This window comes from Actinomycetospora chibensis, from assembly GCF_028737215.1.
Lineage (GTDB): Bacteria > Actinomycetota > Actinomycetes > Mycobacteriales > Pseudonocardiaceae > Actinomycetospora > Actinomycetospora chibensis.
In genome coordinates this window covers 1-26,519 of sequence record NZ_JAQZAM010000016.1, presented here as the reverse complement: position 1 = coordinate 26,519, position 26,519 = coordinate 1, and the positions used below count along the sequence as shown (strand labels likewise).

Here is a 26,519-nt window from a genome sequence, read left to right as displayed (position 1 = left end):
CGCCCCGATCGAAAGGGACCACACCGGTGACCGCACTCCTCTTCGGCTCGATCAGCAGCGTCGCCGACTCCTCCGAACTGCAGCGCGCGGCCTTCAACGAGGCCTTCGCCGAGCACGGTCTGGACTGGAACTGGGACCGCGACGACTACCGCTCCCGTCTCGGGAAGGCGGGCGGCGAGACCCGCATCGCCGACGAGGCGAAGGCCCGTGGCGAGGACGTCGACGCCGCCGCGGTGCACGCCACGAAGTCGCGCCTCTTCCAGGAGAAGCTGCGCACGCAGGCCCCCGCGCCCCGGCCCGGTGTGCTGGACGCGCTGCGCGCGGCCAAGAGCCAGGGCTGGAAGACCGGGTTCGTCACGACGACGTCCCGCGACAACGTCCTCGCCCTGCTCGACGGGCTCCAGGCGACGATCCGTCCCGAGCACTTCGACGTCGTCGTCGCCTCCGACCAGGTCGACAACCCCAAGCCCGACCCCGCCGCCTACGCCCTCGCGCTGACGACCCTCGGTGAGGACGCCGGCGCGGCCGTGGCCATCGAGGACAACGCCGACGGCGTCCGCGCCGCCGCCGCGGCCGGGGTCACCTGTGTCGCCTTCCCGAACGAGAACACCGCGAGCGGCGAGTTCCCCGAGGCGGCGCGTCGCCTCGACCGCCTGACCGTCGACGACCTCACCTCCCTGACCGCGGCCTAGCAGCCCGCCCCCCCCGTACCCGCTGTACCACCCGTCGACCGCCGGCCACCCGGCGGTCCGATGACGCACGCCCACATCACCCCGTGCACCCAGATCGGGAGACCGCGCCCATGACCGCCCAGCCGACCCTCACGGCCACCGACACCGCCTTCCACGTCGAGGGCTACCAGAAGATCGACTACTCGCTCACCCTCGTCGACGGCGTCTTCGCGCCGGAGAACACCGGGCTGGCGGACGCCTACCGTCCCTACGGCCGCTGCCTCGCCGTCGTGGACGCGACCGTGGCCGAGCTCCACGGCGACGCGATGCAGGCCTACTTCGACCACCACGGCATCGACCTCACGATCTTCGCGATCGCGATCGACGAGGCGGACAAGACGATGCGCACCGCGGAGCGCATCGTGGACGCGTTCGGCGACTTCGGGCTGGTCCGCACCGAGCCCGTGCTCGTCGTCGGCGGTGGCCTCACCACCGACGTCGCCGGCTTCGCGTGCTCGATCTTCCGGCGGTCCACCGACTACATCCGCATCCCGACCACGCTCATCGGGCTCGTCGACGCCAGCGTCGCGATCAAGGTCGCGGTGAACCACGGCAAGGCGAAGAACCGCCTCGGGGCCTTCCACGCGTCCCGCCAGGTTCTGCTCGACTTCTCGTTCCTCGCGACCCTGCCCGTCGAGCAGGTGCGCAACGGCATGGCCGAGCTCATCAAGATCGCCGTGGTGGGCAACGAGAGCATCTTCGAGCTGCTCGAGAAGTACGGCGAGGACCTGCTCGCCACCGGCTTCGGGCACCGGGACGGCTCGCCGGAGCTCCGCGAGGTCACCCACCGGCTGACCTACGACGCGATCGAGACGATGCTGCGGCTCGAGGTGCCGAACCTCCAGGAGCTCGACCTCGACCGCGTCATCGCCTTCGGCCACACCTGGAGCCCGACGCTCGAGCTCTCCGGCGACGAGCCCTTCTTCCACGGGCACGCGATCAGCGTCGACATGGCGCTCTCGACCACCCTCGCGCAGCGCCGCGGCTACATCACCGAGGCCGCCCGCGACCGGATCCTCGGCCTGATGAGCCGCCTCGGGCTCTCCCTCGACAGCCCACTGCTCACCCCGGAGGTGCTGGCCAAGGGCACCGACTCGATCCTGCAGACCCGCGACGGCAAGCTGCGCGCCGCGGTCCCGCGGCCGATCGGGACGACGCACTTCATCAACGACCTGGGCGCCGACGAGCTCGAGGAGACGCTCGCCGCGCACCGCGCGCTGGTGGCCGACTACCCCCGCGCGGGCGCGGGTGTGGACACGTTCCGCCGATGAGTGCCCCGGCTCGCGCGTCCGGACCCCGGCCGGTGACCCCGGTCGGCATCCTCGCCGCCACGCTCGACCGGATCGCCGACGGACTCGACGGCGTGGCGGACGTGCCCGACGACGTCCGCGCCGACCTGCGGCGGGCGCAGGAGCTCGCCGGCGGGCTCGACCCGTACCTCGAGCGCTGCACCACGCCGGAGTCGTCCGCGCTCGCCCGCCTCGCCGCGCTGACTCGCGAGCACGACTGGGCGGGGCGCGACCCCGGGGCGGTGTTCCTCGAGCAGGAGATGCTCTCGGGGCACGTCGAGGGTCAGGCGCTGAAGATGCTGGTCGGCGCCACCCGGGCCCGGCGGGTGCTGGAGATCGGCCTGTTCACCGGGTACTCGGCGCTCGCCATGGCCGAGGCCCTGCCCGTCGACGGGCGGCTCGTGGCGTGCGAGCTCGACGCCGAGGTGGCCGACCTGGCCCGCCGGGCGTTCTCGGAGTCCCCGGCCGGCGGGCGCATCACCGTCGAGGTCGGGCCGGCCGCCGACACGCTCGCCGCGCTGGCCGCGGCCGGCGAGGAGTTCGACCTCGTGTTCATCGACGCCGACAAGGCGGGCTACGCGGACTATCTCGCGGCGCTGGTCAACACCGGTCTGCTCGCCCCGCACGGCCTGGTCGCCGTCGACAACACGCTCATGCAGGGCGCGCCGTGGGTCGCCGGCGAGCGCACGGCCAACGGGGACGCGATCGCCGCGTTCAACGACACCGTCGCCGCCGACCCGCGCGTCGAGCAGGTGCTCCTGCCGTTGCGCGACGGCCTGACCCTGATCCGCCGGAGCGGGTGAGGAGAAACGTGGCGACCACCGCACTGGAGCCGATCGGCGTCGAGGTCACCGGCCTCGACCTCGCGACGGCCGACGACGCCCGGATCGATGAGCTGCGCAGCCTGCTCGCCGAGCACGGCGTCGTCGTCGTGCCCGCCCAGGAGGGCCTCGACGAGGACGATCTCGCGGCGCTCCGGCGCCGTGTCGGAGACGTCCGACTCGCCCCCGCGCCCGAGCGCGGGGGCGAGTCGCTCTTCGGCGACCGGTACCGCGCCTACGAGACCCTGTCGTCGGACATCCGCATGCACCTCGCGGGGCGCACGGTCACCGACGGGGCCGGCGCCGAGCAGCCGCTGTTCCGCCGGCACCCGGACACCGGGCGCACCGCACTGCACCTCGCCGCGCCCGAGCGCGGCGCGGAGATCAGCGGGATGGACGGCGGCGCGTCGCGGACGACGATCGGCTTCCTCTACGAGCACGCGACGGGCGCGGACACCGCCTACCGGCACACCTGGGCTCCGGGCGACGTGGTCCTCTGGGACCACGACCGCATCCTGCACCGCGAGACGGTGGTGGCCCGGTGACCCTGCGTGCCGTCCTCGCCCACGCCCCGAAGACCCTCGGGGCGCTGGCCCTGCTGACCGTCCCGCTGCCGATGACGCTCGCGGTCACGGGGGCGGCGCTGGTGCGCTCGCTGCTGGTCCCGCCGCGGCGCACGGTGGCCGACGACCCGCGCACCGTGCTCATCAGCGGCGGCAAGATGACCAAGGCCCTGGCGCTGGCGCGCGCGTTCCACGCCGCGGGCCACCGGGTGGTGCTGGTCGAGTCGGCGCGCTACCGGCTCACCGGGCACCGCTTCTCGCGGGCGGTCGACGCCTTCCACCTGGTGCCGGAACCCGGCACGCCCGGCTACGTCGACGCGCTGCGCGACGTCGTCGTCGCCGAGGGCGTCGACGTCTGGGTCCCGGTCTGCAGCCCGGCGGCAAGCCGGTACGACTCGCTGGCGAAGCCGGTGCTCGCCGAGTTCTGCGAGGTGCTGCACCCCGATCCCGAGGTGCTGCGCATCCTCGACGACAAGGACCGGTTCGCCGAGGCCGCCGACACGCTCGGGCTGCCCGTCCCCGCGACCCACCGGGTGACCGCGGCGAAGCAGGTCGAGGACTTCGACTTCGACGCGGAACCCGGGCCCTGGATCCTCAAGAGCGTCCCCTACGACCCGGTCGCACGCCTCGACCTCACGACCCTGCCGCGCCCCACGGCGGCCGAGACCGAGGAGTTCGCGCGGTCGAAGCCGATGTCCGCGGACACGCCCTGGATCCTCCAGGAGTTCACCCCGGGGCGGGAGTACTGCACGCACAGCACCGTGCGGGACGGCCGCGTGCAGGTCTGGGCGTGCTGCGAGTCGTCGGCGTTCCAGCTCAACTACGCGATGGTCGACAAGCCGGAGATCGAGGAGTGGGTGCGCCGCTTCGTCGGCGCGCTGCGGGTCAGCGGGCAGCTGTCGTTCGACTTCATCGAGACCCCCGGGGGCGGCCTCGTCGCCCTCGAGTGCAACCCGCGGACGCACTCGGCGATCACGATGTTCCACCGCGACTCCGAGGCCCTCGCCCGTGCCTACCTCGACGACCTGGACCCCGGCGAGGGTCCGCTGACACCGCGCCCGGACAGCCGCCCGACCTACTGGCTCTACCACGAGGTGTGGCGGATGATCTCGCGTCCGTCCACGGCCCTCGAGCGCCTCGACGTGATCCGGCGCGGGACCGACGCCGTCTTCGACCGCGACGACCCGCTGCCGTTCCTGCTGCTCCACCACCTGCAGATCCCGTCGCTGCTGCTGCGCAACCTCGTCACCGGCCGGCCGTGGATCCGCGTGGACGTCAACATCGGCAAGCTCGTCGAGCCGGCGGGGGACTGACGTGACCGCCTCTCCGGGTCGAGCTCCCCTATCGGCGTGCTCCCCCGGATGCTCCGTCTCCCGCCTGCGCGTGCTGCACCTCGCCGGGTCCGCCGTGAGCGACTTCCACGCCGACCTCTCGCTGACCTACGCCCGCGGCTGCCTCGCGGCCACCGCGGACCCGGAGCGCTACGAGGCCCATCCGGCCGTCGTCTCCCCCGACGGCCGGTGGCGGTTCCCGGCGTCCTTCGACGCCGACGTGATCGCCGCCGCGACACCCTTCGACCCGGCCGACGCCCTCGCACACCTGGGCGTGCTCGGGATCGACGTGGTGCTCCCCCAGATGTTCTGCCTGCCCGGCATGACGTCCTACCGCTCGCTGTTCGAGGTGCTGGGCGTGCCCGTCGTCGGCAACACCGGCGAGGTCATGGCGATCGGGGCGCGCAAGGCCGCCGCGAAGGCGATGGTCGCCGCCGCCGGCGTCGACGTCCCGGACGGCGAAGTGCTACGGCGCGGGGACCGGCCGACGGTCGCGCCGCCCGCGGTGGTCAAGCCCGCGGACGCCGACAACTCGCTCGGGGTGACGCTGGTGCGCTCCGCCGACGGCTTCCCCGAGGCCCTCGACGACGCGTTCGCGCACTCCGCGGAGGTCCTGGTCGAGGAGTTCGTCCCGCTCGGGCGGGAGGTGCGGTGCGGGCTGGTCGAGCGGGACGGCGAGCTCGTGGGCCTCCCGCTGGAGGAGTACCTCCTCGACGAGGCGACCCGGCCCGTCCGCTCCTACGACGACAAGCTCGCCCCCGACGACGCCGGTGGGCTGCGCCTGGTGGCGAAGGACAACCCCGAGGTGCTGATCGTCGACCCCGGCGACCCGGTGACCGCCCGGGTGTGGGAGGCCGCGCGCCGCTGCCACGTCGCGCTCGGGTGCCGGGACTACTCGCTGTTCGACTTCCGCGTCGACCCCACGGGGCGCCCCGTGTTCCTCGAGGCGAGCCTCTACTGCTCGTTCGCGCCCTCCAGCGTGCTCGCCGTCATGGCCGCGGCCGGCGGGAATCCGCTGGACGAGCTGCTGGCGACGGCCGTCGAGAGCGCTATGCGTCGGAGAGCAATGCCGTCCGCAGCGTCCGGGTGATCCATCGCTGCCAGCGCTCGGGCGTCCAACCCCGCCGCGCCAGCAGCAGGTAGACCTCGATGCTCATCACGGCGACGACGATGTCGGTGGCCTCGTCGGCCGACAGGCCCGACCGCAGCGCGTCCCGGGCGTCGAGCAGGTCGACGAACGTCCGGAACGCCGTCGCCCGCTGCTCCTCGTTGACCGCCCACTGCTCGGCCATCTCGGGATCGACCACGGCGGCGTCGCGGACGACGCCCATGATGCCTCCGACCCGCTCGACGATCTCGCGGCTCGCGGCGACCCAGCCGTCGACGACGGCGCCCGGATCGGTCTCGGCGCGCAACCGGTCCATCCACGGCCGATCCAGCAGCGGCACCGGCTCGTCGTCGCCGACCGATGCGACGTCGACGGCCTCCTTGAGCACCGTGCGCTTGTTACCGAAGTGGAAGTAGATGGTCTGCACGGCCACGTCCGCCCGCGCCGCGATCTGCTCCAGTGTGGTCGCCCCGTAGCCCTCCGCGACGAACAGCGCCGTCGCGGCGTCGACGATCCGGCGCCGGGTCGCGCGCTTCTTGACACCCTCGGCCACGGCGTTGGACTCTAGCTCTAGAGTTCAACTACAGAAAACGTGAGGTCCCCATGACGGCGACGATCACCGGCTTCCACCATGTCAAGCTGCCCGTCTCCGACGTGGCCCGCAGCCGCGCCTGGTACGAGCGCGTCCTGGGCCTCGAGGTGATCATCGAGTTCGAGGAGGACGGCGTCGTCCGCGGCCTCGCCCTGCGCCTGCCCGACGGCGGGCTCGCCGGGATCGCGTTGCGCGAGGACCCCGTGCGCGCCGCCGGGCTCCGAGGCTTCGACCCGGTCGCCCTGCTCGTGCCCGAGCGCGTACAGGTCGAACAGTGGCGCGCCCGGCTCGACGATCTCGGCGAGCCCCACGACGGGATCATCACCGGCCACGGCGGCGGGGCGGTCCTCATCGGCCTGCGCGACCCCGACGGCCTGGAGATCAGGCTGTACGCCGAGTAGGGGCACCCCGGGCCGCAGCCCGGACGGTTGTTGGAGTTGCACCGACAAGCGTCCGCCGCGCGGCGCGCGACGACCCCTCGAGTGCCTGCGGCATGTGAGCACTTCGAGGTGCCAGAGCACGCCGAAGTGCTCACATGCGCGGTAGCGCACCCAGCAGCTCGGCGCGGATCTCGGGACGGCCTGCGGCGACGAGCGTGAATGCCGCCTCGCGGGCCAGCCGCCGGGCCGGGTGGCGCCCGACGATCGCGCGGCTGCCCACCGCGACGGTCAGCGTCGCGGCCGCCCGCACCGCCAGCTCCGAGGCGGCGGCGCGCGCGGCCGGCATGCGGGCGGCGTCGGCGAGCCCGGCGTCGAGGTCGTTGCGCGCCGCGCCGAGCGCCTTGCGCAGCGCCTCCGCGGTCCCCGGCTCGCCCGCCTCCTCGACGAGGGCGGCGCAGCGCCCGGCCACCCCGAGGGCGAGGCAGCCGTTCACCCGCGCACTGGCGTGCTGGCCGGCGAGGAACTCAGTGCGCGAGGGGGTCGCCACCACCGCGTCGTCGCCCACCGACCAGCCGTCGACGTCGAGGCGGACGGTGCGGCTCCCGTTCGCCGCGGCGAGGTCGAGGGGGTGCACGGTGACGCCCGGGGCGGCCCGCGCGGGGACGAGGACCGACACCACGCGGGCCCGGTCGTCGTCGGCGTCGGCCGTCGCCGCATCCCGGGCGGAGACCAGCAGGAGGTCGACGAGGCCCCAGCCCGTGACCAGCGGCGCCACGCCGTCGAGCCGCCACCCGCCCTCGACCCGCGTCGCCCACAGCTTCGGCGGCTGCGGGATCGCGCCGGCGAAGGCGACTCCGCAGCGGGTCGCGCCCCGGACGGCGTCGGCGAGGTGGCGCTCGCGCAGGGCGGCGTTGGTGGTGCCGGCCAGCCCGCGCACCACCCCGTGGTGCTGCATCCACGTGAAGGTCGTGGTGAGGCAGGCACCGGCGAGGGTCTCGACGACGCCCAGGAAGTCCTCGAACGGGACGTCGTCCGAGGCCGCGAGGCCGTAGAGCCCGGCGTCGGCCAGCGCGCGGACGTGGCCCTCCGGGATGGTCGCGGTCGCGTCGACCTCGTCGGCCGACGGGAGCAGCACGTCGGCGGCCACGTCCCGAGCCCGGTCCAGCACGTCACCCATGACCCCTGAGGGTAGCTTTCGACGTCGCGCGAGTAAGGCGAGCCTCACTCGCGTGTGACCGCGCTGTGAGCGACCCTCGGAACCACCCCCTCCCCGGTTACGCTCACGGCATGACCGGACCCGCCGCGCAGCGCACGGTGGCGGTCGACGACTACATCAAGGCCATCTACGCCTGCGACGAGCGCGGCGAGGGACCGGCGACGACGACGGGTCTCGCCCGGCGTCTCGGGGTCGGCGCGTCCTCCGTGTCGGGCATGCTGCGCAAGCTGGCCGAGCAGGGGTTCATCGAGCACCGGCCCTACGGTGGGGTGCGGCTCACCTCCGACGGCACGAGCGCCGCGCTGGACGTCCTGCGCCGACACCGGCTGCTCGAGACCTACCTCGTCCGCGAGCTGGGGTACGGCTGGGACGAGGTGCACGACGAGGCCGAGGTGCTCGAGCACCACGTGTCGCCGACGCTGCTCGACCGTATGGACGCCCGGCTGGGCCACCCGCGCTTCGACCCGCACGGCGACCCCATCCCGGCCGCCGACGGCACCGTGGCCACGTTCTCGGGCCGCCGGTTCGCCACGCTCGAGCCCGGCGACCACGGGCGGCTCGTCCGCGTCGACGACACCGAGCCCGCGATGCTCACCTGGCTGCGCGAGCAGTCGATCGCGCTCGACGTGCGCCTGGAGCTCGTCTCCCGCCGCCCGTTCGGCGGGCCGTTCCTGGTGCGGATCTCCGACGGGACGGCGGACGCCGGGCGCGAGATCGACCTCGGCCCGGAGCTCGCCGACTCGTTGTGGGTCGACGATGTCGTCGAAGGGGTGTTCCACCGGTCGCCGACGACGTAGAGTTCGGCTGGCCGAACTTTCAGTCTCCTAGGCGGCGAAGTCGCCGCCGACCCCGAGGTGGTGGGCATGACGCTCGACGAGATGCCTCGAGACCGGCGAGGTGTGGTGACCGCCCTGGACACCCGGGGCGCCGAGCGCCGGCGGCTCATGGACCTCGGCCTGCTGCCCGGGGTCTCGATCAGCGCCGAGCTCCGCAGCCCGCTGGGCGACCCCACGGCCTACGAGGTGCGCGGCACCCTCGTGGTGCTCCGCGGCCACCAGGCCCGCACGGTGCACGTCGAGCTCGAGGACCGCTGACCGTGCGCGGCCCGGGAGGGGGCACCGAGGACCTCCCGACGCCGCGGCCGGGGCCGTCGCAGGACACGCACGACTCCCACGACGCCGCCCCCGGCTGCGCCTCCTGCGCGCTGTCCACCGGCGGGGCCCGGCTCGCCCGGCTCGGACTCGCCCCGGGGCGCCACGACCACGTCGTCGCCCTGGCGGGCAACCCGAACACCGGCAAGAGCACCGTCTTCAACGCGCTCACCGGGCTGCGCCAGCACGTCGGCAACTGGTCGGGCAAGACGGTGGCGCGTGCCGAGGGCGGCTTCACCTACGGCGGCGCCCGCTACCGGCTCGTCGACCTCCCCGGCACCTACTCGCTGCTGTCCACCAGCGCCGACGAGGACGTCGCCCGCGACGCGCTGCTCTTCGGGCAGCCCGACGTCGTCGTGGTCGTCGTGGACGCGACGCGCCTGGAGCGCAACCTGCCGCTGGTGCTGCAGATCCGCCAGATCACCGGCCGGGTCGTCGTCGCCCTCAACCTCGTCGACGAGGCCCGGCGGCACGGCCTCACGGTCGACGCCCGGCACCTGACCCGCGAGCTCGGCGTCCCCGTCGTCCCGATGGCCGCTCGCCGCAACGAGGGCATCCCGGACCTGCTCGCGGCGATCGCGCAGGTCGCGGGCACCGAGGACGCGCCGGCACCCCTGCGTCTCGTGCACAAGGACCCGGCGCTGGAGGAGGCGGTGACCGAGCTCGCCGGCCGTGTCGCCGGGCGGTTCCCCGGTGTGCCCAACGCCCGCTGGGTGGCCCTGCGCCTGCTCGAGGGCGACCCAGGGATCGAGGCCGCGGTCCGCGACGGGACGCTCGGCGAGCTGGCGACCCCGGCGACCCCCGTGGAGCGCGCGGGATGAGCAGCGACCTCCTCGACGACGCCGCCCGGCTGCGCCGCGCGCTGCCCGACGACGTCGGCGACCGCGTCGTCGAGTCCCTCTACACCGACGCCGCCCGGCTCGCGTCCACCAGCGTCGACCGCGACGACGCCCGTGCGCGCCTCACCCTCGACCGGGCGCTCGACCGCATCCTCACCCACCGCGTGTGGGGCTTCGTCGCGATGGGCGTGCTGTTCTTCGGCGTCTTCTGGTTCACCATCGCCGGCGCGGCCGTGCCCTCGGACCTGCTCTACGTCCTGCTCGTCGAGAACGGTCACGCCTGGCTGCGCGACGTGTTCGTCGCCGCGGGGGCGCCGTCCTTCGTCACCGGGCTGCTCGTCGACGGCGTCTACCTCGCGACGGCGTGGGTGGTCGCGGTGATGCTGCCGCCGATGGCGATCTTCTTCCCGCTGTTCACCCTGCTCGAGGACTTCGGCTACCTGCCGCGCGTGGCGTTCAACCTCGACCGGCTCTTCGCGCGGTCCGGGGCGCACGGCAAGCAGGCGCTCACGATGATGATGGGCTACGGCTGCAACGCCGCCGGCGTCACCGCGACGCGGATCATCGACAGCCGCCGCGAGCGGCTGATCGCGATCATCACCAACAACTTCAGCATCTGCAACGGGCGCTGGCCGACCCTGATCCTGATGGGGACGATCTTCGTCGGGGCCGTGGTGCCGCCGGGACTCGCGGGGGTGGTCGCTGCCGGCAGCGTCGTCGCGGTCGTCATCCTCGGCATCGGCGTCACGCTCGCGGTGTCCTGGACGCTGTCGCGCACGGTGCTGCGCGGCGAGAGCTCGGTGTACTCCCTCGAGCTGCCGCCCTACCGGCCGCCGCAGCTCTGGCGCACGCTCTGGACCAGCATCGTCGACCGCACGCTCAAGGTCCTGAAGCGCGCGCTCATGATGGCGGCGCCGGCCGGCGCGGTGATCTGGCTGATCGGCAACGTCCACCTCGGCGACGCGAGCCTCGCCGCGCACCTCGTGAACGCCCTCGAGCCGCTGGGCTGGGTGCTGGGCCTCAACGGCGTGATCCTGCTGGCCTACCTCGTCGCCGTGCCCGCCAACGAGATCATCATCCCGACGATCATCATGCTGACGCTGACCCTCGGCGCGAACACCGTCGGCGCGGCGCCCGGCGTGATGCTCGAGCTGGGCGACGACGCCGCCGTCGGCTCGGTGCTCGTGACCGCCGGCGGCTGGACGCTGCTCACCGCCGTGAACCTCATGCTCTTCACGCTGCTGCACAACCCGTGCAGCACGACCGTGCTGACGATCTGGAAGGAGACCCGCAGCGCGCGCTGGACCGCGGTGGCGACACTCCTGCCGATCGCGCTGGGGTTCCTCGTCTGCGCGTCGGTCGCGGGTGTGGTGCGCGCCTTCGGCTAGAACGCGGAGGCCTCCGTGGCCCGGTCGGCGGTCTCCCTGGCGATCCGGCGCTCGACCAGGCCGCCGAACACGAGACCGAGCACGCCCCACAGCAGGGCCTGCGCGGTGAAGGACGCGACGCGGAAGGAGTAGAGGACGTCGGCGTCGAAGCCCGGGTAGAGGATCGCCCCCGAGGCGTCCCGCAGCGGCAGCGGCGTCTCGGAGACGCGCGGGCCGCTCTCGACGACGTTGATCGTCAGCTCGCCGAGACCCGGCAGCACCGACATGAGGATCGCCGCGAGGGCGACGTACACGACGCCGCCGACCAGGACGGCGTTCCACGTCCCGAGACGCTCCCGCAACAGCCGCGTCACGGCGACGGCGGCGGCGAGGAACACCAGCGAGCCGATCACCATCACCAGGTACAGCGCGGTGCGGTCGCCGATGGTCTCGTCGCTGCCCACCGCGGGCGGGCTGGCCGGGTACTTGACGAACGGCGTCGCGTAGATCGTCAGGAAGCCGGCGCCGGCGACCAGGAGCGCGAGCACCCGCGGCCGCAGCGCCACCCGGCCGTGCAGCAGCGTGTAGGCAACGGCGAACAGCAGGCCCACCGCGATCCCGATGCCGACCATCCCGATGCCGACCCCGAGGGTGGCCTGGACGCCGCGGCTGACGATCTCCTCCTCGGCTCCCCCTGCCGGGGCCGCGCCGCCCGCGACGGCCAGGGCCTGCTCGGCCTCGCCGCGACCCTCCTCGTAGGCGATCGCGGCCTCGATCTGGGGCTCGGCGAAGACGAGCGCGAACAGCCAGGCGACGAGCCCGGCGACACCGCCGGCGACCACACCACGGAGCACGAACGAGCGTGCCTCCATCAGGACCCTCTCTTCCCTGAGGACGTCGGTGCCGACCGAGCCGGGCTCAGTGGCAGGGGAAGCCGAGGAAGTGGCGGGCGTCGTGGGCGAGCTCGTGGACGTAGCTCGTGTCGCCGAAGACGGAGACAGCACCCTGGTCGATGCCGATGAAGAAGTAGAGCGCCAGTCCGACGAGGACGGCACTGATCAGCCAGGGCAGGGTCTCCGACGCGGGGACGGCGGTGGCCTTGGCGCGGGCGACGGCACCGGCAGTGGTCACGGGGTTCTCCTCGGGGCGCACGACGACGTCACCGTCCACACCGGGCGGCGACGGTTGCGAACGTAGGTGGCTCGCGCAACGATCGTCAACACCTCAGCAGGTGATGAGGTATGTGTCCTGAGCAGCGCGTGTCACATCGGAGTCAGACGCCCCCCCGCCACTCTGCTGCCGCCAACTGGCAACAGATGCAGACATGCTGCTGCATCAGTGCGTTGTAACGCACAGCTCGCACCTCCACAGAGCTGGCATAGGGTCTCGGCCGATGTCGACCGCCGCGATCGCCGAGACCCGTGATCTCCGGGTGCTCGTCGGCGGGACGCCCGGGGTCGACGGTCTCGCCCTCCGGATCGGGGACGGCGAGCGGTGGGGCGTCGTCGGGCCGTCGGGCGCGGGCAAGTCCCTGACCGCCGCCGCCGTCGCCGGACTCCTGCCGCCCGGGGCGACGGCCACCGGCAGCGTGCGCGTCGCGGGCACCGAGCTGGTCGGCGCGTCCGAGACCGGCCTCGCCGACGTCCGCGGGCGCGACGTCGCGCTCGTCGCCCAGGACTCCGCCGTGGCCCTGCACCCGCTGCTGCCGGTCGGCCGCCAGCTCGCGATGCCGCTGCGTCGTCACCAGGGGCTCGACCGCGCCGGAGCCCGAGCGCGGGTCGCCGAGCTCCTCGCCGAGGTCGACCTGCCCGCCGAGCTGGCGCGCGCCCGCCCGGCGCAGCTCTCCGGTGGGCAGCGTCAGCGGGTCGCCCTCGCCGCCGCGCTGGCCTGCCGGTCCCGTCTGCTCGTGGCCGACGAGCCGACCGCCGCGCTCGACCCGCCCGTGGCCCGCGCCCTGCTCGACCGGCTCGACCGCTCCCTGACCGCCACGGGAACCGCGCTGCTCCTCGTCACCCACGACCTCGGGGTGCTCGCCGCGGTGTGCGGGCACGTGGTGGTCCTCGCCGGCGGGCGCGTCGTCGAGTCCGGCCCCGTGCCCGAGGTCCTCGCCGCGCCGGGGCACGAGGTCACGCGAGAGCTGGTCGAGGCCGCGCGGCTGTCGGTGCCGGAGGTGCGGGCGTGACCGCCACCTTCGCCCTCGAGGGCGTCACCCGCCGCTACTCGGTACCGGGTGACCGGCCGTGGCGCCGGGTGACGCGCACGGCGATCAACAGGATCGACCTCGAGGTGCCCGCCGGCCGCGACCTCGCGATCGTCGGTGCGTCCGGCTCGGGCAAGTCGACGCTGCTGCGGCTGCTGCTCGCCCTCGAGGCGCCGGACGCGGGCACGGTCCGGTTCCGCGGGGAGGCGGTGTCACCCCGGTCGCCGGGAGCCCTGCGGCGCTCGGTCGGCGTCGTCCCCCAGGACCCCGGCAGCTCGCTCGACCCGCGGCTGCCCGTCGGCGCGAGCGTCCGCGAACCCCTCGAGTGCCTCGGCGTCGGAGGCGACCACGGCGCCCGGGTCGCCCAGCTCCTCGACGCCGTCGGCCTCGACCCGGCCGTCGCGAAGCGCCGGCCCGCGGCGTTCTCCGGCGGCGAGCGCCAGCGCATCGCCCTGGCCCGAGCACTCGCGCCGCGTCCGGACGTCCTGATCGCCGACGAGCCGTTCAGCGCCGTGGACCCCACGACGCGGCGCCGCCTGGTGGCGCTCGTCGGCGACCTCGTTCGGGCCTCGGGCACGCAGCTGCTGCTCGTGAGCCACGACCTCGGCATCGCGTCGCGGCTCTGCGCCGATGTCGCGGTGCTGGACGCGGGCCGCGTCGTCGAGACGGGTCCGATCGCCGCGGTGTTCGCGCATCCCTCCGCCGAGGCCACCCGAGCCCTGCTCGACGCCGTGCTGCCGGTGGAGGTCATGGGGTGACGACGCTCCTGCGCCGCTGGTCGGTCCTGGGACGGCTCTCCGAGCTGCCCGGCCCGATCCGGCTGATCGTGCTCGGCCAGCTCGCGTTCAACACCGGCTTCTACCTGGTGCTGCCGTTCTTCGCGCTGCACCTCACCCGCGACCTCGGGTTCGGCGGCGCGCTCGTCGGGCTCCTGCTCGGCCTGCGCACCTTCAGCCAGCAGGGGCTGTTCTTCGTCGGCGGCGCGCTCGCCGACCGCTTCGGCACCCGCCCGGTCGCGCTGACCGGGTTCGGCGTGCGGATCCTCGGATTCCTGCTGCTGGCGCTGGCCGACGGCGCGGTCCTGCTCGTCGCCGGGACGGTGGCGACGGGCTTCGCCGCCGCCCTGTTCTCGCCGGCCGTCGAAGCCGAGCTGGCCCGGCGCGCCGGGGAGCTGGAGCGCGACGACGGGCCGACCCGCAGCGAGGCGTTCGCGATGTTCGGCGTCGCCGGCGAGGTCGGCGTCGTCCTCGGCCCCGTGATCGGGTCGCTGCTGCTCACCGTCGACTTCGCGGCCACCACGCTCGCCGCGGCCGGGGTGTTCGTCGTCGTCCTCGTCGCCTTCGCCCGCGGGATGCCACGACGACCCGCGGCGCACGCCGGCGAGCCCGTGCTCGCGGGGTGGGGCGAGGTGCTGAGCAACCCCGCGTTCCTGGCGTTCACCGCCGCCTACTCGACCTGGCTGCTCAGCTACAACCAGCTCTACCTCGCGCTGCCGGTCGAGCTGGAGCGCGGCGGGGCGGCCGGGATGCTCGGCGTGCTCTTCGTCCTGTCCGCGGTGCTCGTGGTGCTCGGGCAGGTCCCGCTGGCCGAGCTGGTGCGCCGCCGTCTCGGGGCCCGCGCGCTGCCCGTGGGGTTCGGCGTGCTCGCTCTCGCCTTCGCGGCGACCGCCGTGCTCATCGGGTTCGGGACTGCGGGCCCGGTGCCCGCGGTCGTCTTCGTCGTGCTCCTGACGCTCGGACAGATGACCGTCGTGCCGGTGGCGCAGGACGCCGTCGGGCGCCTCGCCGGCGAGCGGCGTCTCGGCGCGTACTTCGGCGTGCTCGCGTCCGGCGGCGGCCTCGCCGTGCTCGGCGGGAGCGCCCTGCTCGGCTCCCTGCTCGAGGCCCAGGGACCGCCCGCCCTGCCCTGGGCCGTCACGGCGGCCCTGCCCCTGGCCAGCGCCGTCGTCATGGGCGTCCTCGTGCGCCGTGTCCCCGCCCTGCAGCCCGACCACTCCCTGACCTCCGCCGAGAGGAACTCCCCATGACCCGCCGGCTGGCCGTCGTCCTGGCCGTCCTCGGTCTCGCCCTCACCGGCTGCTTCAGCGGCTCCGGAGGCGGCGACCCCGCGGACGGCCGGCTGCGGGTGGGACTGTCGTTCCCGCCCACGTCGGGCCTCTCGCCGTACGGCAACGAGGCGACGCTCGCGACGCGGCTCGGCGTCACCGAGCCGCTGGTGGTCCTCGAGGGCGGCACGCCGACGCCGGCGCTCGCGACCGCCTGGGCGCAGGTCGCGCCCACGCAGTGGCGCTTCACCGTGCGTCCCGGCGTCACCTTCCACGACGGCACGCCACTGACCCCGGACGCCGTCGTCGGCAGCCTCACCCGCGCGGCCGCGGCCACCCCGACGCCCCGCGCGCTGGCCTCGCTCGCCGGGACGGGGCCCGCCCTCACCGCGCGGGTCGACGGGCCCGACGGCGTCGTGGTGACGACGCCCGCGCCCGACCCGGTGCTCCCCCAGCGCCTGGCGTCGCCGGAGCTCGTGATCCTCGCGCCGGGCGCCTACGCCGACCCCACCCGCCCGAGCCCCGTCCGCGCCGGCACCGGCCCGTTCGTGCTCACGCGCGTCGACGGCTCCACCGGGGCCGCCCTCGACGCCAACCCGACCTCGTGGCGCGGCCCGGTGGCCGCGCCCGGCATCGACGCGCGGTTCCTCGCCGACGGCGTCGCCCGCGCCAACGGTCTGCGGGCCGGGGAGCTGGACGTCGCCGAGGCGATCCCGGTCTCCCAGGTGGCCGCGATCGCGCCGCCGCAGCAGGTGGTCGGCGTCCCGCTGCCGCGCAGCGTCGCGGTGTACCTCGACCAGCGCTCGCCGGTGTTCGCCGACCCCGGTGTACGTGCCGCGGCCCGCACCGCGATCGGCACCGTCGACGTCGCCGGCACGATCTACGAGGGGCGCGCGGACGCCGCCGCCGGCCTGTTCGGTCCGGCCACCCCGTGGGCTGGTGCTCCCGGCGCCCGTCCCCCGCATCCCGTCACACCTCCGACTCCGCCGGCCGGACAACGGATCCGCCTCGCGACCTACTCCGACCGTGCCGAGCTCCCCGAGATCGCCGCGGCCGACGCCGACGCCCTGCGCCGCGCCGGGTTCACCGTCGATGTCACGGTGCTCGAGAGCTCGGCGTTCGAGGCCCGGCTCGGCACCGGCGCCTTCGACGCGGTGATCATCAGCCGCTCGCAGCAGCTCGACACCGGCGACCCGGTGGGATACCTGGCCAGCGACTTCTCGTGCGCCGGCAGCTACAACCAGGCCCGCTACTGCGACCCCGCCACCGACGCGCGCCTCGCCACGGGAGCGGCGACCAGCGACGTCGAGGCCCGCCGCCGCGCCGCGCTCGAGGTGGAGAGCCGGGTGCTCGGCGCCGACGCGGTCGTCCCGCACGTCACCGAACGCGCGCGGGTCGGCGTGGGCGCCGGCGTCACCGGCGTGGCCGAGGACCCGAACGAGCAGTTCCTGATCACGGGCTCGACCCGGCGATGACCGCCGCGCGGCGGCTCCTGCCCTGGGTCTCGACCGGGCTGGCGGTCGTCCTGCTCACCGTCGTGATCGCCGCGCTGCCCTGGCTGTGGGACACCGACCCCGCTGCGACCGTCCTGCGCACCCGCTACCCCGAGCGCGGGGTCGACCCGGCGACGCTCGACGCCCTGCGCGCCGAGCTGGACCTGCCGACGAACCCGGTCGGCGGAGCACTCGGCTGGCTCGGCGGGGTGGTCACCGGCGATCTCGGCACCTCGTGGGTCTCGCGGGGCCCGGTCGCCCCGGGGGTGCTCGCCGCGATCGGGGTCTCGCTGACGCTGGCCGTCGCGGCCGCGGTCGTCGCCGCCGTCGCGGCGCTCGGTCTGCTCGCGCCGGGCGCGGCGCGGGCGGCCCGCCGCGGGACCGGCGACGCGGGTCGCGGGAGCGCGCTGGTCGCCTCGGTCCTGGGTGCGGTGCCCGAGATCGCGCTGGGGGCCGTGCTCGTCGCCGTCGTCGCCGTCGCGTGGGGGCTGCTGCCCAGTACCGGGTTCTCCGGTCCGGTGCACCTCGTGCTCCCGGCGCTCGCGCTCGGCCTGCCCGCCGGCGGCCTGCTCGCGCGGATGCTGTCGTCGGCGACGGAGTCGGCGCTGGCCGAGCCGTGGGTACGCACGTGGCGGTCGTGGGGCACGCGGCCGGCGACGATCGCGCTCGGCGTCGCCCGGCGTGCGGTGGCCACGGCGGTGCCCCAGATCGCGCTGCTGGTCGTCGGCCTGCTCGGCAGCGCCGTCGCCGTCGAGGAGCTCTTCGGCGTGCCGGGCGTCGGTTCGACGGCGCTGGACGCCGTGCTCGCCCAGGACCTGCCGGTCGCCCAGGCCGCGGTGATGCTGCTGGTGCTGCTCGGGCTGGGCCTCGGCGGCGTCGGCGTGCTCGTGCACCGGGCGCTGCTCGGTCCCGCCCGCTCGGGCGGCGAGCTCCCCGCGGGCGTGCCGCTCCCCGGTGGCGGGGCCCGCTCGTGGGCCCCGTGGGTCGCCGCCGGGGTGCTCGCGGCCGTCGTGGTGGCCGGGCTGCCCCGCGACCCGTCGGCCGTGGTCGAGGGCCGCCGGCTCGCCCCGCCGTCGTGGTCGGTGCCGCTGGGTGCCGACGCCCTCGGCCGCGACCTGTGGGCCCGGGTCGCGCACGGTGCCCTGCTCACGGTGGGCACCGCGGTCGCGGTGACGGCGACGTGCCTGGTCGTCGGCCTGCTCGTCGGCGTCGGGGCACGCTCGACCCGCGCCGGTGCGGCCGACGTCCTCAACGCGCTGCCGCCCGTCGTCGTCGGGCTCGTCGTCGCCGCGATCGCCGGGCCGGGACTGCTGGGCGCGGCGATCGCGGTCGCGGCGGTCGGCTGGGTGCCCCTCGCCGTGCACGCGCGGACACTCGCCGCCGAGGCCCGCGCCTCGGGCTACGTCCGCGCCGCGGTCCTGGCCGGCGCGTCGCCCGCCCGCATCGCCCGGCGCCACGTCCTGCCCGCGGTCGTCGGCCCGGTGACGCGCCACGGTCTGGCGCGGGTGCCGCACGCCGCGCTCGGGATCGCCGCGCTGAGCTTCCTCGGCCTGGGTGCCGCACCCGACTCGCCGGAGTGGGGCGCAGTGCTCGCGGACTCCCTCGCCTACGTCGAGCGGGCACCGTGGACGATCATCGCCCCGGCCACCGGTCTCGTGCTGCTCGCCGTCGTGGTGGCCCTCGTGCGCGAGACCCGGACCAGCAGCTAGGAAGGCACGCGTGCGACTGCACCTGCTCGCCCACGCCGCCACCGAGGCGTCCCGGGCCGCCCGCTTCCCGCGCGACGAGCCGCTCGACGCCGGGGGCCGGCGTACGGCGGGGGAGCTCGCGGGACGACTCCGGGAGCCGGACCTCCTGTGGTGCGCGCCGTCGGCCCGGTGCCGGGCTACGACGGCGCTCGCGCTGCCGGGCCGGGAACCCGACGGCGACGCCCCGGCCGGGCCCGACCCCGGGGCCTGGGCCGGGCGGTCCCCCGCCGAGCTGGCCGCCGAGGACCCCGCCGCGCTGCAGGCCTGGATGACCGACGCCGAGGCCGGGCCGCCCGGCGGTGAATCGTTGTGGGCCCTCGTCGACCGCGTCGCCGGGTGGATGGACGGCCTGCCGGGCGACGAACGCTCCGTCGGCCTCGCCGTCGTCGACCCGCCCGTCGTGCGGGCCGCCGTCGCCCACACGCTCGGGGCCGGGCCGGCGGGGGCGTGGCGTGTGGACGTCGCCCCGCTGACCCTCGCCGTGCTCACCGGACGCAGCGGGCGGTGGAACCTGCGCTCGCTCGGGGCGGCCGGTTGTGTGCCGTCGATTCGCGAGCCCGGTCCGGATCGCCCACACTGACGTAGTGTGAAGCCAGTCACCCTCGTCGACGCCGCGGCGACGGGTCTCGACGACACCGTCACCGCGCTCCTGCACCTCTCCCCCACGCCCGGCTGGGACGAGATCGACGTCGCTTTCTGGAGTGCCTGCCGCCACGGGCACCGGGGGTGCGCGGAGATCCTCCTGCGGCACGGGGCGGAGCTGAACCGCTGTCAGCCCGCGGACGACGGGACGCCCCTGGACGCCGCCGTCGAGGGCGGAGCAGACGACATCGCCCGGTGGCTGCGCACCCTGGGCGGGGCGCCCGCGCGGAGCCTGCGGCCCCCGGAACCGTCCTACGCGCGGCGCACCAGGTAGGTGTCCATCAGCCAGCCCTTGCGCTCCCGGTGCTCGACGCGGGCCGCGAGGATCTCCTCGCGCACGTCACCGACGCGCCCCGAGATCAGCACCTCGTCGCCGGTGCCCACGTAGGCGCCCCAGTAGACGGTCGCGTCGTCGGGCAGGTGCTCGAGCCCGTGGGCCTTCGACCCGTCGAGCATGACGACGAGGTCGGCCTCGCCGGAGTCCACGCTGTCGTCGAGGACGCGGCGCGCCGGCGTGATCGTGGCGGCGCGCGCGGTGCGGGTCAGCGTCGTCCGGTGCGCCGCGGCGAGCACCGACGGCGCCCCGAGGCCGGGCACCACCCGCCAGTCGAGGGCCACCCGGCCCCGGGCGTCGAGGCGGTGGAGCATCTCGACGGTGCCGTCGTAGATCGCCGGGTCGCCCCACACGAGCAGGCCGCAGGAGCCGCCGTCGGGCACCTCGTCGAGCAGGGTCTGCTCGTAGAGGGCCGCGCGCTCGTCGCGCCAGCGCTCGGTGGCGCCCTCGTAGTCGGCGGAGGCGCGGTCGCGCACGGCGTCGTCGCGCTCGACCACCCGCGCCTGCGGCGCGAACCGCTCGACGATCGCCGACCGGATCGCGGTCAGCTCGTCGGCGGGTCCGGGCTTGTGCAGGAGCACCACCACGTCGACCCCGCCGAGCGCCTCCACCGCGTCCAGGGTCAGCTGACCCGGGTCGCCCAGCCCGATCCCGACCACCTGCACCCTCCGCACGGCACGCACGCTCTCACGCCGGGTCACCCCCGCCGAGACGGCGGGCGTCACATCCTGAAGATGGGCGGGGTGTGGACCTTCGTGCAGTCCTCGCTCGTGCCTGCGGACACCGACACCGTGTGGCGGCGCGTAGTCACCCCGGAGGGCATCAACGACGAGATGCGGCCGTGGATGGCGATGTCGCTCCCGCCCGACGCGGACGTCCACAGCATCGACGCCGTCCGGGTGGGCGAGCCCCTCGGACGCGCCCGGTTGCGGCTGTTCGGGCTCATCCCGTTCGACCACGACGACCTCGTGATCACCGAACTGGAGCCGGGACGACGCTTCCTCGAGGAGTCGACGATGGCCTCGATGCGGCGCTGGATCCACGAGCGGACCGTGCTGCCCGGTCCCGGCGGCGCCACGACGATCACCGACCGCGTGGCCTTCGAGCCGCGGGCGTTCCTGACGTGGGCGGGGCCGGTGCTGCGGCCGGTCGTCGCGGCCTTCTTCGACCACCGCCAGCGTCGCCTCGTCCGCCACTTCGCCGGGCGGTGATCACGGCGTCGGCGCCGACCCGGCCGCGACGTCGACCGTCACCGGCACGGTCAGGACCTGCCAGTCGCGCTGCACCTGGACCCACAGCGCGTAGCGACCGGCGCGGGGGAAGGTGTAGTCGAAGCCGACCTGCGGGCCGTACGTGCCGGCGGGGCCCGCCGCGCTCATGTCGTGGACGTGGCCGAATGCCGACGACGGGTCGGACGGGGTCGGCGTCCCGGCGTTCCCCGGGCCGAGCAGCATCAGGTGGCCGCCCATGCCCAGCCAGCCCTGGAGGTCGGTCACCGGAACGCCTCCGTCCCGGGTGAAAGCGACGGACACGCGGGTGGGGCGGCCGGCCACGGCCGCCGGGGCGGTCACCTCGGCGTCCATGCCGGCGACCTGGCGGATCCCCCCGCCCGGGGCGGCCGGGGTCGCCGGAGCCGCGGGTCCCGCCACGTCGAACGCGGTGCGGGCGACCTGGTGGCCGCCGTCCCCGGCCCGCTCCATCTCGGCGAAGACGCCGTAACGCCCGCCCGTCGCCGGCTGCACGCGGACCACGTAGCGACCGGGTGCGACGCGGACCGGGTGGACGTGGGCGAGCGAGCCGTCGGGCCCCATCACCGCGAGGTGGATCGGGGCGTCGTCGTGGATCGTGAGGTCGTCGACCACGGCGCCGGTGGAGCCGTCGGTGAGGTCGAGCACGAGGTCGGTCGGGGCGCCGACCTGCGCGCCCGGGCCGGTCCGCGCCGTGACGACGACGGCGCCGGGACCCGTCGCCGGCATGTCCGCCGCCGCCATCCCTGGCATGTCGGGCATGGCGCCGCCGCCGTGACCCGCGTGGCCCCCGGCGGGGGGCGCCGCTTCGTCGACCGGCGTCGCGGAGGGCGCCGGCGACGTCGTCGGCGCGGTCGACGCGGCCGTCACGGCGACCGTGACACCGACGAGTGCGACGGCGCCGAGGGCGAGGGCCAGGCGGGGACGCTGTCGCACGCTCGGGGCCAGCGCCGCGATCAGCGCGATGACGCCGAGCGCGGCGCCGATCCGCACCGCCCACACCCAGCCGGGCGTCGGGCCGGGAGCGGCAACGGTGATCGGGACCCGGGCGACGGTCGACCCGTCGGCGACCGTGATCTCCCAGGCGCCGATCCCGTCGGCCGACAGGACCACCTCGTGCGGTTGCCCGACGGGCGCCGCGGGCACGACGACCGGCGCCGCTGCCGGGTCCCCGCCCGGGCGGACGGCCGCGAGCGTGACGTCGCCCGGGGGCGCGTCGCCGCGAGGGAGCACCACCACCGGCATGCGCCCGCCGCCCTCGGGCGGCGCGGTGATCGTGAGGGCGAGCGTGCGTGCGCCGAGGGAGAGCTCGACGCGCTGGACGCCGACCGGGGTGGACTCGTGCGCGGACGCCACGGGGGCGAGGACAGCGAGGAGTGCGGCCAGCAGGACGAGCAGAGCGCAGGTCCGGCCTCGCTGCGCGATCACGCAGCACAGCGTAGGTGACACCTCAGCGGTTGATGAGATGAGCGAGGCGACGACTGCGCCGTAACGCTCAGCGCGTTCCGCCGATTCCTCTTCCGACGACACGCGGGTGTGGAGAGGTCGGGGGAACATGGTCACGACGACCCAGGAGCCGGATGCCCCGGGTGCGGCGTCCCCCTCCGGAGGCGAAGACGGGGCTGGAGACACCGCACCCTCGATGAGCCGGGGCAGACGCCTCGGCCTCTCGGCACTGATCGTGCTCGTCCTCCTGGGGATGCTCGCGAGCGTCGCGCCGAGGTCCGAGCTCCGTGAGGAGCTGCGCGACGTGACGCGACCCTTCCTGCTCGCGTCCGGCGTCGACCAGGGGTGGGGCGTGTTCTCCCCCAGCCCGCCGACCACCACCAACGAGGTCGTTGCTCGGGTCGACCGCACGGACGGCACCGTCGGCGTCTACCCGATGGAGGGCGGCAGTGGGATCACCGAGTACTGGGACTACCGCTGGCGCAAGTACGCCGAGCAGCTCTGGAGGAAGCGCACGGCCGAGCGCGAGCGCGTGGCGTTCGCGGGCTGGATCGCCGACCAGGACCGCGCGGCAGGGCACGAGCCGCTCCGCGTGACGCTGGTCCGTCAGAACCGCCAGAACCTGCCGCCCGGCCCAGGCCCTGACGAGGGGACCTGGCGGGAGATCCCGTTCTTCACGACCCCGGTGGGTCGGCGATGACCGCGCGATGGACGCGGGCGCGCGACGGCTGGGACCGCTTCTGGTTCGCGCCGCAGTCGACCGCGCCGGTCGAGGTCCTCCGCATCGTCTTCGGCGTCGTCGCGACCGCGTGGATGCTGTCACTCGTCCCGATCCTCGACCCGTTCTTCGGTGCGGACGGTGTCATCACGGCCCGCCAGCTGCCGGCCGGCGGGTGGACGCTCTTCAGCCTCACTCTCGGTACGCCGATGGTCTGGGTGATGTGGCTCGCCGGCCTGCTCGCCGCCGTCGCCCTCACCGTCGGGTTCCGCACGCGTGTGGCCGCCCTGGTCGTGTTCGTCGTGATGATGTCGGTGACCCGCTCGGCGCCGCTCGCCTTCAACGCGGGCGACGCGCTGCTGCGGATCGTCGCCTTCTACGTGCTCCTCATGCCGGCCGGCTCCGCGGTGTCGGCGGACCGGTGGTGGGCCGACCGCGAGAACATGTGGAGCTTCCCCCGGCGGGCACCGTGGGCCCTGCGCCTGGCGCAGATCCAGCTGAGCGTCATCTACGTCTCCACCGTCTGGGAGAAGGCGGGCGGTGAGCGCTGGCGCGACGGCACGGCGGTGTCCTACGCGGTCCGGATCGGCGAGGTCAGCCGTGTCCCGGTCCCGTCGTTCGTCACCGACTCCCTGATGCTCACCCAGCTGGCCACCTACGGCACCCTCGCCGGGGAGCTGGCCGTGGGCATCCTGGTGTGGAACAGGACGGCACGGCCCTACGTGCTCGCGATCGGCGTGCTCCTCCACCTGTCGATCGAGCTCACCCTGGCCGTCGGCTTCTTCAGCATGACCATCGTGACCCTCTACCTGGCCTTCCTCCCTCCCGAGCGCGCGGAGCAGCTCCTGGCGTGGGTCCGCGACCGCGTCGCGCACGTGCGCCGACGTCGCCGGAACGCCGTCCCGAGGTCCCCGGCACCACCGGCGGAACCGACACTGGAACAACCACCGGAACCGACACGGCAGCCCGTCGGGGTGGCGGTGCCCGACGCCCGGACGCCCGAACACCGGCCGGTAGCCGAGGCGTCGCCGATGCCCGAGGAGCTGGCAGCTCCCGCAGAGAGCGGAGTGGCACACGGACAACAGCCGAGGGTGCTGTCCGACACGTGAGCTAACGCTTTGGTCACGACGCAACTCAGACGTAACACCGAATGGGTGATCGGCGACGTGGTCAACGTCGACGGGGCGACAGTCAGTACGCGGAACGGGCCGGCGAGGGCCGGGGACGGAGAGAGGACATGATCAGTCAGGAGAGGCAGCGCCGGTTCCTGGTGCTCGGGGCCGGGGTGCTGCTCATCGGCTCGCTGGGCGTCGGGTCGGCGTCCGCGACCGACTACTACTCGGGCGACGCCTGTGTCGAGGTGTCGAGCCACGGCCACCCGAACCGGGACGGAAACGGCGACGGCAACACCGACAACTCGACGGACGGCACCGACAGCACCGACACCGACAGCAACCCGATCGACCCCGTCCTCGACCCCGTCCTCGATCCCGTCACAGACCCGGGCACGGACCCGGTCACGGACCCGGTCACCGACCCGGCCGCCGACACGCCCCTCGACGACGCCCTCGACCCCGCCACCGACCCGGCCGCCGACACGCCCCTCGACGACGCCCTCGACCCGGCCACGGGCCCGATCACCGGCGGTGGCGGGACCTCATCCGGTGGCGGGACCTCGTCCGGCGGCGGGACCTCGTCCGGCGGTGGCGGTTCGAGCAGTGGTGGCGGAACCTCCTCCATCCCGTCGGTGACCTCCGGTGGAGGGCTCCCGTCCGTGAGCTCGAGCGGCCTGTCCGGCACCCAGGGCCTCCGGTCGGCGGAGCCGACCGACTCCGGCTCCGGCGGCGACGCGGCCACCGACGCCGACCTCGACGAGAGCGGCGCCACCCTCACCACGACCGACGAGGGCGACAACTACGACTCTGGCTACAGCCACGGCTCCGGCTACCACCACGGCTACGCCCGCACCGTCTGCTACTTCAACAGCTCGGTGAACCACTACTGGTACGACTACCGCCCCGTCGGTGAGGTGTACGCGACGCAGGTCAAGCGCGTGCCCTCCGGCGGCGTCGACACGGGGAACTGAGCGAGCGGATGAGCATCACCGACAAGGGCCCGGAGCAGAAGTCCGGGATCTCGATGACGAACATCTCGATCGGTCTGATCGTCGTCCTGGTGGGCCTGGCCCTGGTCGTCGGGATGAACTCGTCCGGTCCGGCGGGCTTCAACTCGCCCGCCCCGCTGGCCGCCTCGGCCCCGACCCGGGTCACCGTGCCGTCGATCTCCGCGGAGTCGTCGCTCGTCCCGACGGGGCTCCAGGAGAACGGCAGCCTCGAGGTGCCGCCGGTGTCCCAGCCGATGCAGGCGTCGTGGTTCGACCAGAGTCCGACGCCGGGTGAGATCGGGCCGAGCATCGTCCTGGGACACGTCAACGGCGGCGGCCAGCCGGGCATCTTCGTGAACCTCAAGGACGTGGTCGCCGGCGCGCAGGTCTTCATCGACCGTGCCGACGGCCAGCGCGCCGTGTTCGAGGTGTCGCGGGTGGACACGATCCCGAAGGACTCGTTCCCGACGGACGCGGTCTACAACGACACCGCCAACCCCCAGCTGCGGCTCATCACCTGCGGCGGGGACTACGACCGGAGCGCCCGGTCGTACCTCTCCAACGTGATCGTCTACGCCGACTTCGTCGAGGTGCAGAACATCTGACCGTCAGGTCCGACCAACGGCCGAGGGCCCGGGGCGAGCAGGACCGCCCCGGGCCCTCGGTCGTTTCCACCGACGCCACGCGGGAGCGGGAGGATGCCCCGGATGCCCGGCGACACCGATCCCGTCCGACTGCTCGCCGGAATGGACCCGGTGCTGCACCTCGACCGCTACGTGTTCGTCTCCGTGCCCGAGCTCCCCGAAGGGCTCGCACCGCTCGTCACGGTGCGCGAGGACGAGGGGCTCTCGGCGGTGGTGACCGCCGATGACGCAGACGCCCACGGCCTGCCCGGCGCGTTCCCCTGCGCCGGAATCACCCTGCGCGTGGCGTCGGCGCTCGAGGCCGTCGGCTTCCTCGCCGTGATCACCCGCGCGCTCGCCGACGCCGGGATCGGCACCAACCCCGTCGCCGGCTTCCACCACGACCACCTGTTCGTGCCGTGGGAGCGCCGCGACGAGGCGATGGCGGTGCTCCGGGACCTCGCTGGGATGTCGTGACCGCTGATATGGAGAGCACTTCTGTCAAGTGGGCAGGGGTGGTAGGCCCTCGATG

At 74.5% G+C, this 26,519-nt stretch carries 30 protein-coding genes; 24 read left to right on the top strand and 6 right to left on the bottom strand.

What is annotated here, in order from left to right:
• The first annotated feature begins 26 nt into the window (after positions 1 to 26).
• The 6 genes from PH189_RS22785 (at position 27) to PH189_RS22760 (ending at position 5,825) form a co-directional block, all read left to right on the top strand.
• Complete coding sequence (locus PH189_RS22785; RefSeq protein WP_274191124.1) at positions 27 to 692, top strand: HAD family hydrolase; 666 nt, start codon at positions 27 to 29, stop codon at positions 690 to 692.
• A gap of 110 nt (positions 693 to 802) precedes the next feature.
• Positions 803 to 2,002, top strand: coding sequence for a sedoheptulose 7-phosphate cyclase (locus PH189_RS22780; RefSeq protein WP_274191123.1), 1,200 nt, complete (start codon positions 803 to 805; stop codon positions 2,000 to 2,002).
• Positions 1,999 to 2,823: an O-methyltransferase gene (locus PH189_RS22775; RefSeq protein ID WP_274191122.1), complete on the top strand. Its 825-nt coding sequence runs from the start codon at positions 1,999 to 2,001 to the stop codon at positions 2,821 to 2,823. Before PH189_RS22780 ends, PH189_RS22775 begins: the two co-directional genes overlap by 4 nt.
• Before the next feature lie 8 nt (positions 2,824 to 2,831).
• Positions 2,832 to 3,386, top strand: a complete 555-nt coding sequence (locus PH189_RS22770; RefSeq protein WP_274191121.1) for a TauD/TfdA dioxygenase family protein — start codon at positions 2,832 to 2,834, stop codon at positions 3,384 to 3,386.
• The gene (locus PH189_RS22765) at positions 3,383 to 4,717 is read left to right on the top strand and encodes an ATP-grasp domain-containing protein (RefSeq protein WP_274191120.1); all 1,335 of its coding nucleotides are present in this window, start codon (positions 3,383 to 3,385) and stop codon (positions 4,715 to 4,717) included. The genes PH189_RS22770 and PH189_RS22765 overlap by 4 nt, the downstream gene beginning before the upstream one ends.
• 94 nt (positions 4,718 to 4,811) lie before the next feature.
• On the top strand, positions 4,812 to 5,825 hold the full coding sequence (locus PH189_RS22760; protein ID WP_274191119.1) for a D-alanine--D-alanine ligase family protein: 1,014 nt from the start codon (positions 4,812 to 4,814) through the stop codon (positions 5,823 to 5,825).
• On the opposite strand, the gene PH189_RS22755 is transcribed toward PH189_RS22760, so the two are convergent.
• Positions 5,785 to 6,396: a TetR/AcrR family transcriptional regulator gene (locus PH189_RS22755; protein WP_274191118.1), complete on the bottom strand. Its 612-nt coding sequence runs from the start codon at positions 6,394 to 6,396 to the stop codon at positions 5,785 to 5,787. The two genes, PH189_RS22760 and PH189_RS22755, sit on opposite strands and share 41 nt — an antisense overlap.
• Before the next feature lie 50 nt (positions 6,397 to 6,446).
• Between PH189_RS22755 and PH189_RS22750 the strand changes: the two genes are divergently transcribed.
• The gene (locus tag PH189_RS22750; RefSeq protein ID WP_274191117.1) at positions 6,447 to 6,836 is read left to right on the top strand and encodes a VOC family protein; all 390 of its coding nucleotides are present in this window, start codon (positions 6,447 to 6,449) and stop codon (positions 6,834 to 6,836) included.
• 130 nt (positions 6,837 to 6,966) lie between these two features.
• On the opposite strand, the gene PH189_RS22745 is transcribed toward PH189_RS22750, so the two are convergent.
• Entirely contained in the window at positions 6,967 to 7,992 is a 1,026-nt protein-coding gene (locus PH189_RS22745; protein WP_274191116.1) for an acyl-CoA dehydrogenase family protein, read from the bottom strand.
• Positions 7,993 to 8,102: 110 nt separating this feature from the next.
• Between PH189_RS22745 and PH189_RS22740 the strand changes: the two genes are divergently transcribed.
• The 4 genes from PH189_RS22740 to PH189_RS22725 all read left to right on the top strand — a co-directional run bounded on the left by PH189_RS22740 (position 8,103) and on the right by PH189_RS22725 (position 11,409).
• Positions 8,103 to 8,828 carry a metal-dependent transcriptional regulator gene (locus tag PH189_RS22740; RefSeq protein ID WP_274191115.1) on the top strand — a complete coding sequence of 242 codons (726 nt, stop codon included), beginning with the start codon at positions 8,103 to 8,105 and terminating at the stop codon, positions 8,826 to 8,828.
• Positions 8,829 to 8,894: 66 nt separating this feature from the next.
• On the top strand, positions 8,895 to 9,125 hold the full coding sequence (locus PH189_RS22735; protein WP_274191114.1) for a FeoA family protein: 231 nt from the start codon (positions 8,895 to 8,897) through the stop codon (positions 9,123 to 9,125).
• A 2-nt stretch (positions 9,126 to 9,127) separates the two neighbouring features.
• Positions 9,128 to 10,003 (top strand): FeoB small GTPase domain-containing protein, encoded by an 876-nt coding sequence (locus tag PH189_RS22730; protein ID WP_274191113.1) that lies wholly within the window; start codon positions 9,128 to 9,130, stop codon positions 10,001 to 10,003.
• The gene (locus PH189_RS22725; protein WP_274191112.1) at positions 10,000 to 11,409 is read left to right on the top strand and encodes a nucleoside recognition domain-containing protein; all 1,410 of its coding nucleotides are present in this window, start codon (positions 10,000 to 10,002) and stop codon (positions 11,407 to 11,409) included. The genes PH189_RS22730 and PH189_RS22725 overlap by 4 nt, the downstream gene beginning before the upstream one ends.
• Here PH189_RS22725 and PH189_RS22720 read toward each other — a convergent pair.
• Entirely contained in the window at positions 11,406 to 12,260 is an 855-nt protein-coding gene (locus PH189_RS22720; protein WP_274191111.1) for a CbtA family protein, read from the bottom strand. The two genes, PH189_RS22725 and PH189_RS22720, sit on opposite strands and share 4 nt — an antisense overlap.
• 46 nt (positions 12,261 to 12,306) lie before the next feature.
• On the bottom strand, positions 12,307 to 12,519 hold the full coding sequence (locus PH189_RS22715) for a CbtB domain-containing protein (RefSeq protein WP_274191110.1): 213 nt from the start codon (positions 12,517 to 12,519) through the stop codon (positions 12,307 to 12,309).
• A 262-nt stretch (positions 12,520 to 12,781) separates the two neighbouring features.
• Between PH189_RS22715 and PH189_RS22710 the strand changes: the two genes are divergently transcribed.
• Genes PH189_RS22710 through PH189_RS22680 form a run of 7 tightly spaced genes read left to right on the top strand, consistent with a single transcriptional unit; the run spans position 12,782 to position 19,789 of the window.
• Complete coding sequence (locus tag PH189_RS22710) at positions 12,782 to 13,570, top strand: ATP-binding cassette domain-containing protein (protein ID WP_274191109.1); 789 nt, start codon at positions 12,782 to 12,784, stop codon at positions 13,568 to 13,570.
• Entirely contained in the window at positions 13,567 to 14,346 is a 780-nt protein-coding gene (locus tag PH189_RS22705; protein WP_274191108.1) for an ABC transporter ATP-binding protein, read from the top strand. Before PH189_RS22710 ends, PH189_RS22705 begins: the two co-directional genes overlap by 4 nt.
• Positions 14,343 to 15,614 (top strand): MFS transporter, encoded by a 1,272-nt coding sequence (locus PH189_RS22700; RefSeq protein ID WP_274191107.1) that lies wholly within the window; start codon positions 14,343 to 14,345, stop codon positions 15,612 to 15,614. The genes PH189_RS22705 and PH189_RS22700 overlap by 4 nt, the downstream gene beginning before the upstream one ends.
• On the top strand, positions 15,611 to 17,107 hold the full coding sequence (locus PH189_RS22695) for an ABC transporter substrate-binding protein (RefSeq protein ID WP_274191106.1): 1,497 nt from the start codon (positions 15,611 to 15,613) through the stop codon (positions 17,105 to 17,107). Before PH189_RS22700 ends, PH189_RS22695 begins: the two co-directional genes overlap by 4 nt.
• Positions 17,104 to 18,834 carry an ABC transporter permease subunit gene (locus tag PH189_RS22690; RefSeq protein ID WP_274191105.1) on the top strand — a complete coding sequence of 577 codons (1,731 nt, stop codon included), beginning with the start codon at positions 17,104 to 17,106 and terminating at the stop codon, positions 18,832 to 18,834. The genes PH189_RS22695 and PH189_RS22690 overlap by 4 nt, the downstream gene beginning before the upstream one ends.
• A gap of 10 nt (positions 18,835 to 18,844) precedes the next feature.
• Positions 18,845 to 19,453: a histidine phosphatase family protein gene (locus tag PH189_RS22685; RefSeq protein WP_274191104.1), complete on the top strand. Its 609-nt coding sequence runs from the start codon at positions 18,845 to 18,847 to the stop codon at positions 19,451 to 19,453.
• A gap of 6 nt (positions 19,454 to 19,459) precedes the next feature.
• The gene (locus tag PH189_RS22680) at positions 19,460 to 19,789 is read left to right on the top strand and encodes an ankyrin repeat domain-containing protein (RefSeq protein ID WP_274191103.1); all 330 of its coding nucleotides are present in this window, start codon (positions 19,460 to 19,462) and stop codon (positions 19,787 to 19,789) included.
• Here PH189_RS22680 and cobF read toward each other — a convergent pair.
• Complete coding sequence (gene cobF / locus PH189_RS22675) at positions 19,768 to 20,523, bottom strand: precorrin-6A synthase (deacetylating) (RefSeq protein WP_274191102.1); 756 nt, start codon at positions 20,521 to 20,523, stop codon at positions 19,768 to 19,770. The genes PH189_RS22680 and cobF overlap by 22 nt on opposite strands.
• Before the next feature lie 60 nt (positions 20,524 to 20,583).
• Between cobF and PH189_RS22670 the strand changes: the two genes are divergently transcribed.
• Positions 20,584 to 21,060, top strand: coding sequence for an SRPBCC family protein (locus tag PH189_RS22670; protein ID WP_274191101.1), 477 nt, complete (start codon positions 20,584 to 20,586; stop codon positions 21,058 to 21,060).
• On the opposite strand, the gene PH189_RS22665 is transcribed toward PH189_RS22670, so the two are convergent.
• Positions 21,061 to 22,524 (bottom strand): hypothetical protein, encoded by a 1,464-nt coding sequence (locus PH189_RS22665; protein WP_274191100.1) that lies wholly within the window; start codon positions 22,522 to 22,524, stop codon positions 21,061 to 21,063. It abuts the gene before it with no gap.
• A gap of 214 nt (positions 22,525 to 22,738) precedes the next feature.
• Between PH189_RS22665 and PH189_RS22660 the strand changes: the two genes are divergently transcribed.
• From PH189_RS22660 to PH189_RS22640, 5 genes are all read left to right on the top strand, one after another.
• Entirely contained in the window at positions 22,739 to 23,242 is a 504-nt protein-coding gene (locus PH189_RS22660; RefSeq protein ID WP_274191099.1) for a hypothetical protein, read from the top strand.
• Entirely contained in the window at positions 23,239 to 24,369 is a 1,131-nt protein-coding gene (locus tag PH189_RS22655) for an HTTM domain-containing protein (RefSeq protein ID WP_274191098.1), read from the top strand. Before PH189_RS22660 ends, PH189_RS22655 begins: the two co-directional genes overlap by 4 nt.
• Before the next feature lie 128 nt (positions 24,370 to 24,497).
• Positions 24,498 to 25,346, top strand: coding sequence for a hypothetical protein (locus tag PH189_RS22650; RefSeq protein ID WP_274191097.1), 849 nt, complete (start codon positions 24,498 to 24,500; stop codon positions 25,344 to 25,346).
• A gap of 8 nt (positions 25,347 to 25,354) precedes the next feature.
• Entirely contained in the window at positions 25,355 to 25,969 is a 615-nt protein-coding gene (locus PH189_RS22645) for a class F sortase (protein WP_274191096.1), read from the top strand.
• Positions 25,970 to 26,071: 102 nt separating this feature from the next.
• On the top strand, positions 26,072 to 26,464 hold the full coding sequence (locus tag PH189_RS22640) for an ACT domain-containing protein (RefSeq protein ID WP_274191095.1): 393 nt from the start codon (positions 26,072 to 26,074) through the stop codon (positions 26,462 to 26,464).
• The last annotated feature ends 55 nt before the right edge of the window (positions 26,465 to 26,519 follow it).

Bases quoted from the DNA above. Each gene is read 5' to 3' on its own strand.
- PH189_RS22780 (WP_274191123.1), top strand. From the start codon at position 803: ATGACCGCCCAGCCGACCCTCACGGCCACCGACACCGCCTTCCACGTC.
- PH189_RS22775 (WP_274191122.1), top strand. From the start codon at position 1,999: ATGAGTGCCCCGGCTCGCGCGTCCGGACCCCGGCCGGTGACCCCGGTC.
- PH189_RS22750 (WP_274191117.1), top strand. From the start codon at position 6,447: ATGACGGCGACGATCACCGGCTTCCACCATGTCAAGCTGCCCGTCTCC.
- PH189_RS22745 (WP_274191116.1), bottom strand. From the start codon at position 7,992: ATGGGTGACGTGCTGGACCGGGCTCGGGACGTGGCCGCCGACGTGCTG.
- PH189_RS22740 (WP_274191115.1), top strand. From the start codon at position 8,103: ATGACCGGACCCGCCGCGCAGCGCACGGTGGCGGTCGACGACTACATC.
- PH189_RS22735 (WP_274191114.1), top strand. From the start codon at position 8,895: ATGACGCTCGACGAGATGCCTCGAGACCGGCGAGGTGTGGTGACCGCC.
- PH189_RS22725 (WP_274191112.1), top strand. From the start codon at position 10,000: ATGAGCAGCGACCTCCTCGACGACGCCGCCCGGCTGCGCCGCGCGCTG.
- PH189_RS22720 (WP_274191111.1), bottom strand. From the start codon at position 12,260: ATGGAGGCACGCTCGTTCGTGCTCCGTGGTGTGGTCGCCGGCGGTGTC.
- PH189_RS22710 (WP_274191109.1), top strand. From the start codon at position 12,782: ATGTCGACCGCCGCGATCGCCGAGACCCGTGATCTCCGGGTGCTCGTC.
- PH189_RS22695 (WP_274191106.1), top strand. From the start codon at position 15,611: ATGACCCGCCGGCTGGCCGTCGTCCTGGCCGTCCTCGGTCTCGCCCTC.
- PH189_RS22690 (WP_274191105.1), top strand. From the start codon at position 17,104: ATGACCGCCGCGCGGCGGCTCCTGCCCTGGGTCTCGACCGGGCTGGCG.
- PH189_RS22670 (WP_274191101.1), top strand. From the start codon at position 20,584: ATGGGCGGGGTGTGGACCTTCGTGCAGTCCTCGCTCGTGCCTGCGGAC.
- PH189_RS22660 (WP_274191099.1), top strand. From the start codon at position 22,739: ATGAGCCGGGGCAGACGCCTCGGCCTCTCGGCACTGATCGTGCTCGTC.
- PH189_RS22655 (WP_274191098.1), top strand. From the start codon at position 23,239: ATGACCGCGCGATGGACGCGGGCGCGCGACGGCTGGGACCGCTTCTGG.
- PH189_RS22650 (WP_274191097.1), top strand. From the start codon at position 24,498: ATGATCAGTCAGGAGAGGCAGCGCCGGTTCCTGGTGCTCGGGGCCGGG.
- PH189_RS22645 (WP_274191096.1), top strand. From the start codon at position 25,355: ATGAGCATCACCGACAAGGGCCCGGAGCAGAAGTCCGGGATCTCGATG.
- PH189_RS22640 (WP_274191095.1), top strand. From the start codon at position 26,072: ATGCCCGGCGACACCGATCCCGTCCGACTGCTCGCCGGAATGGACCCG.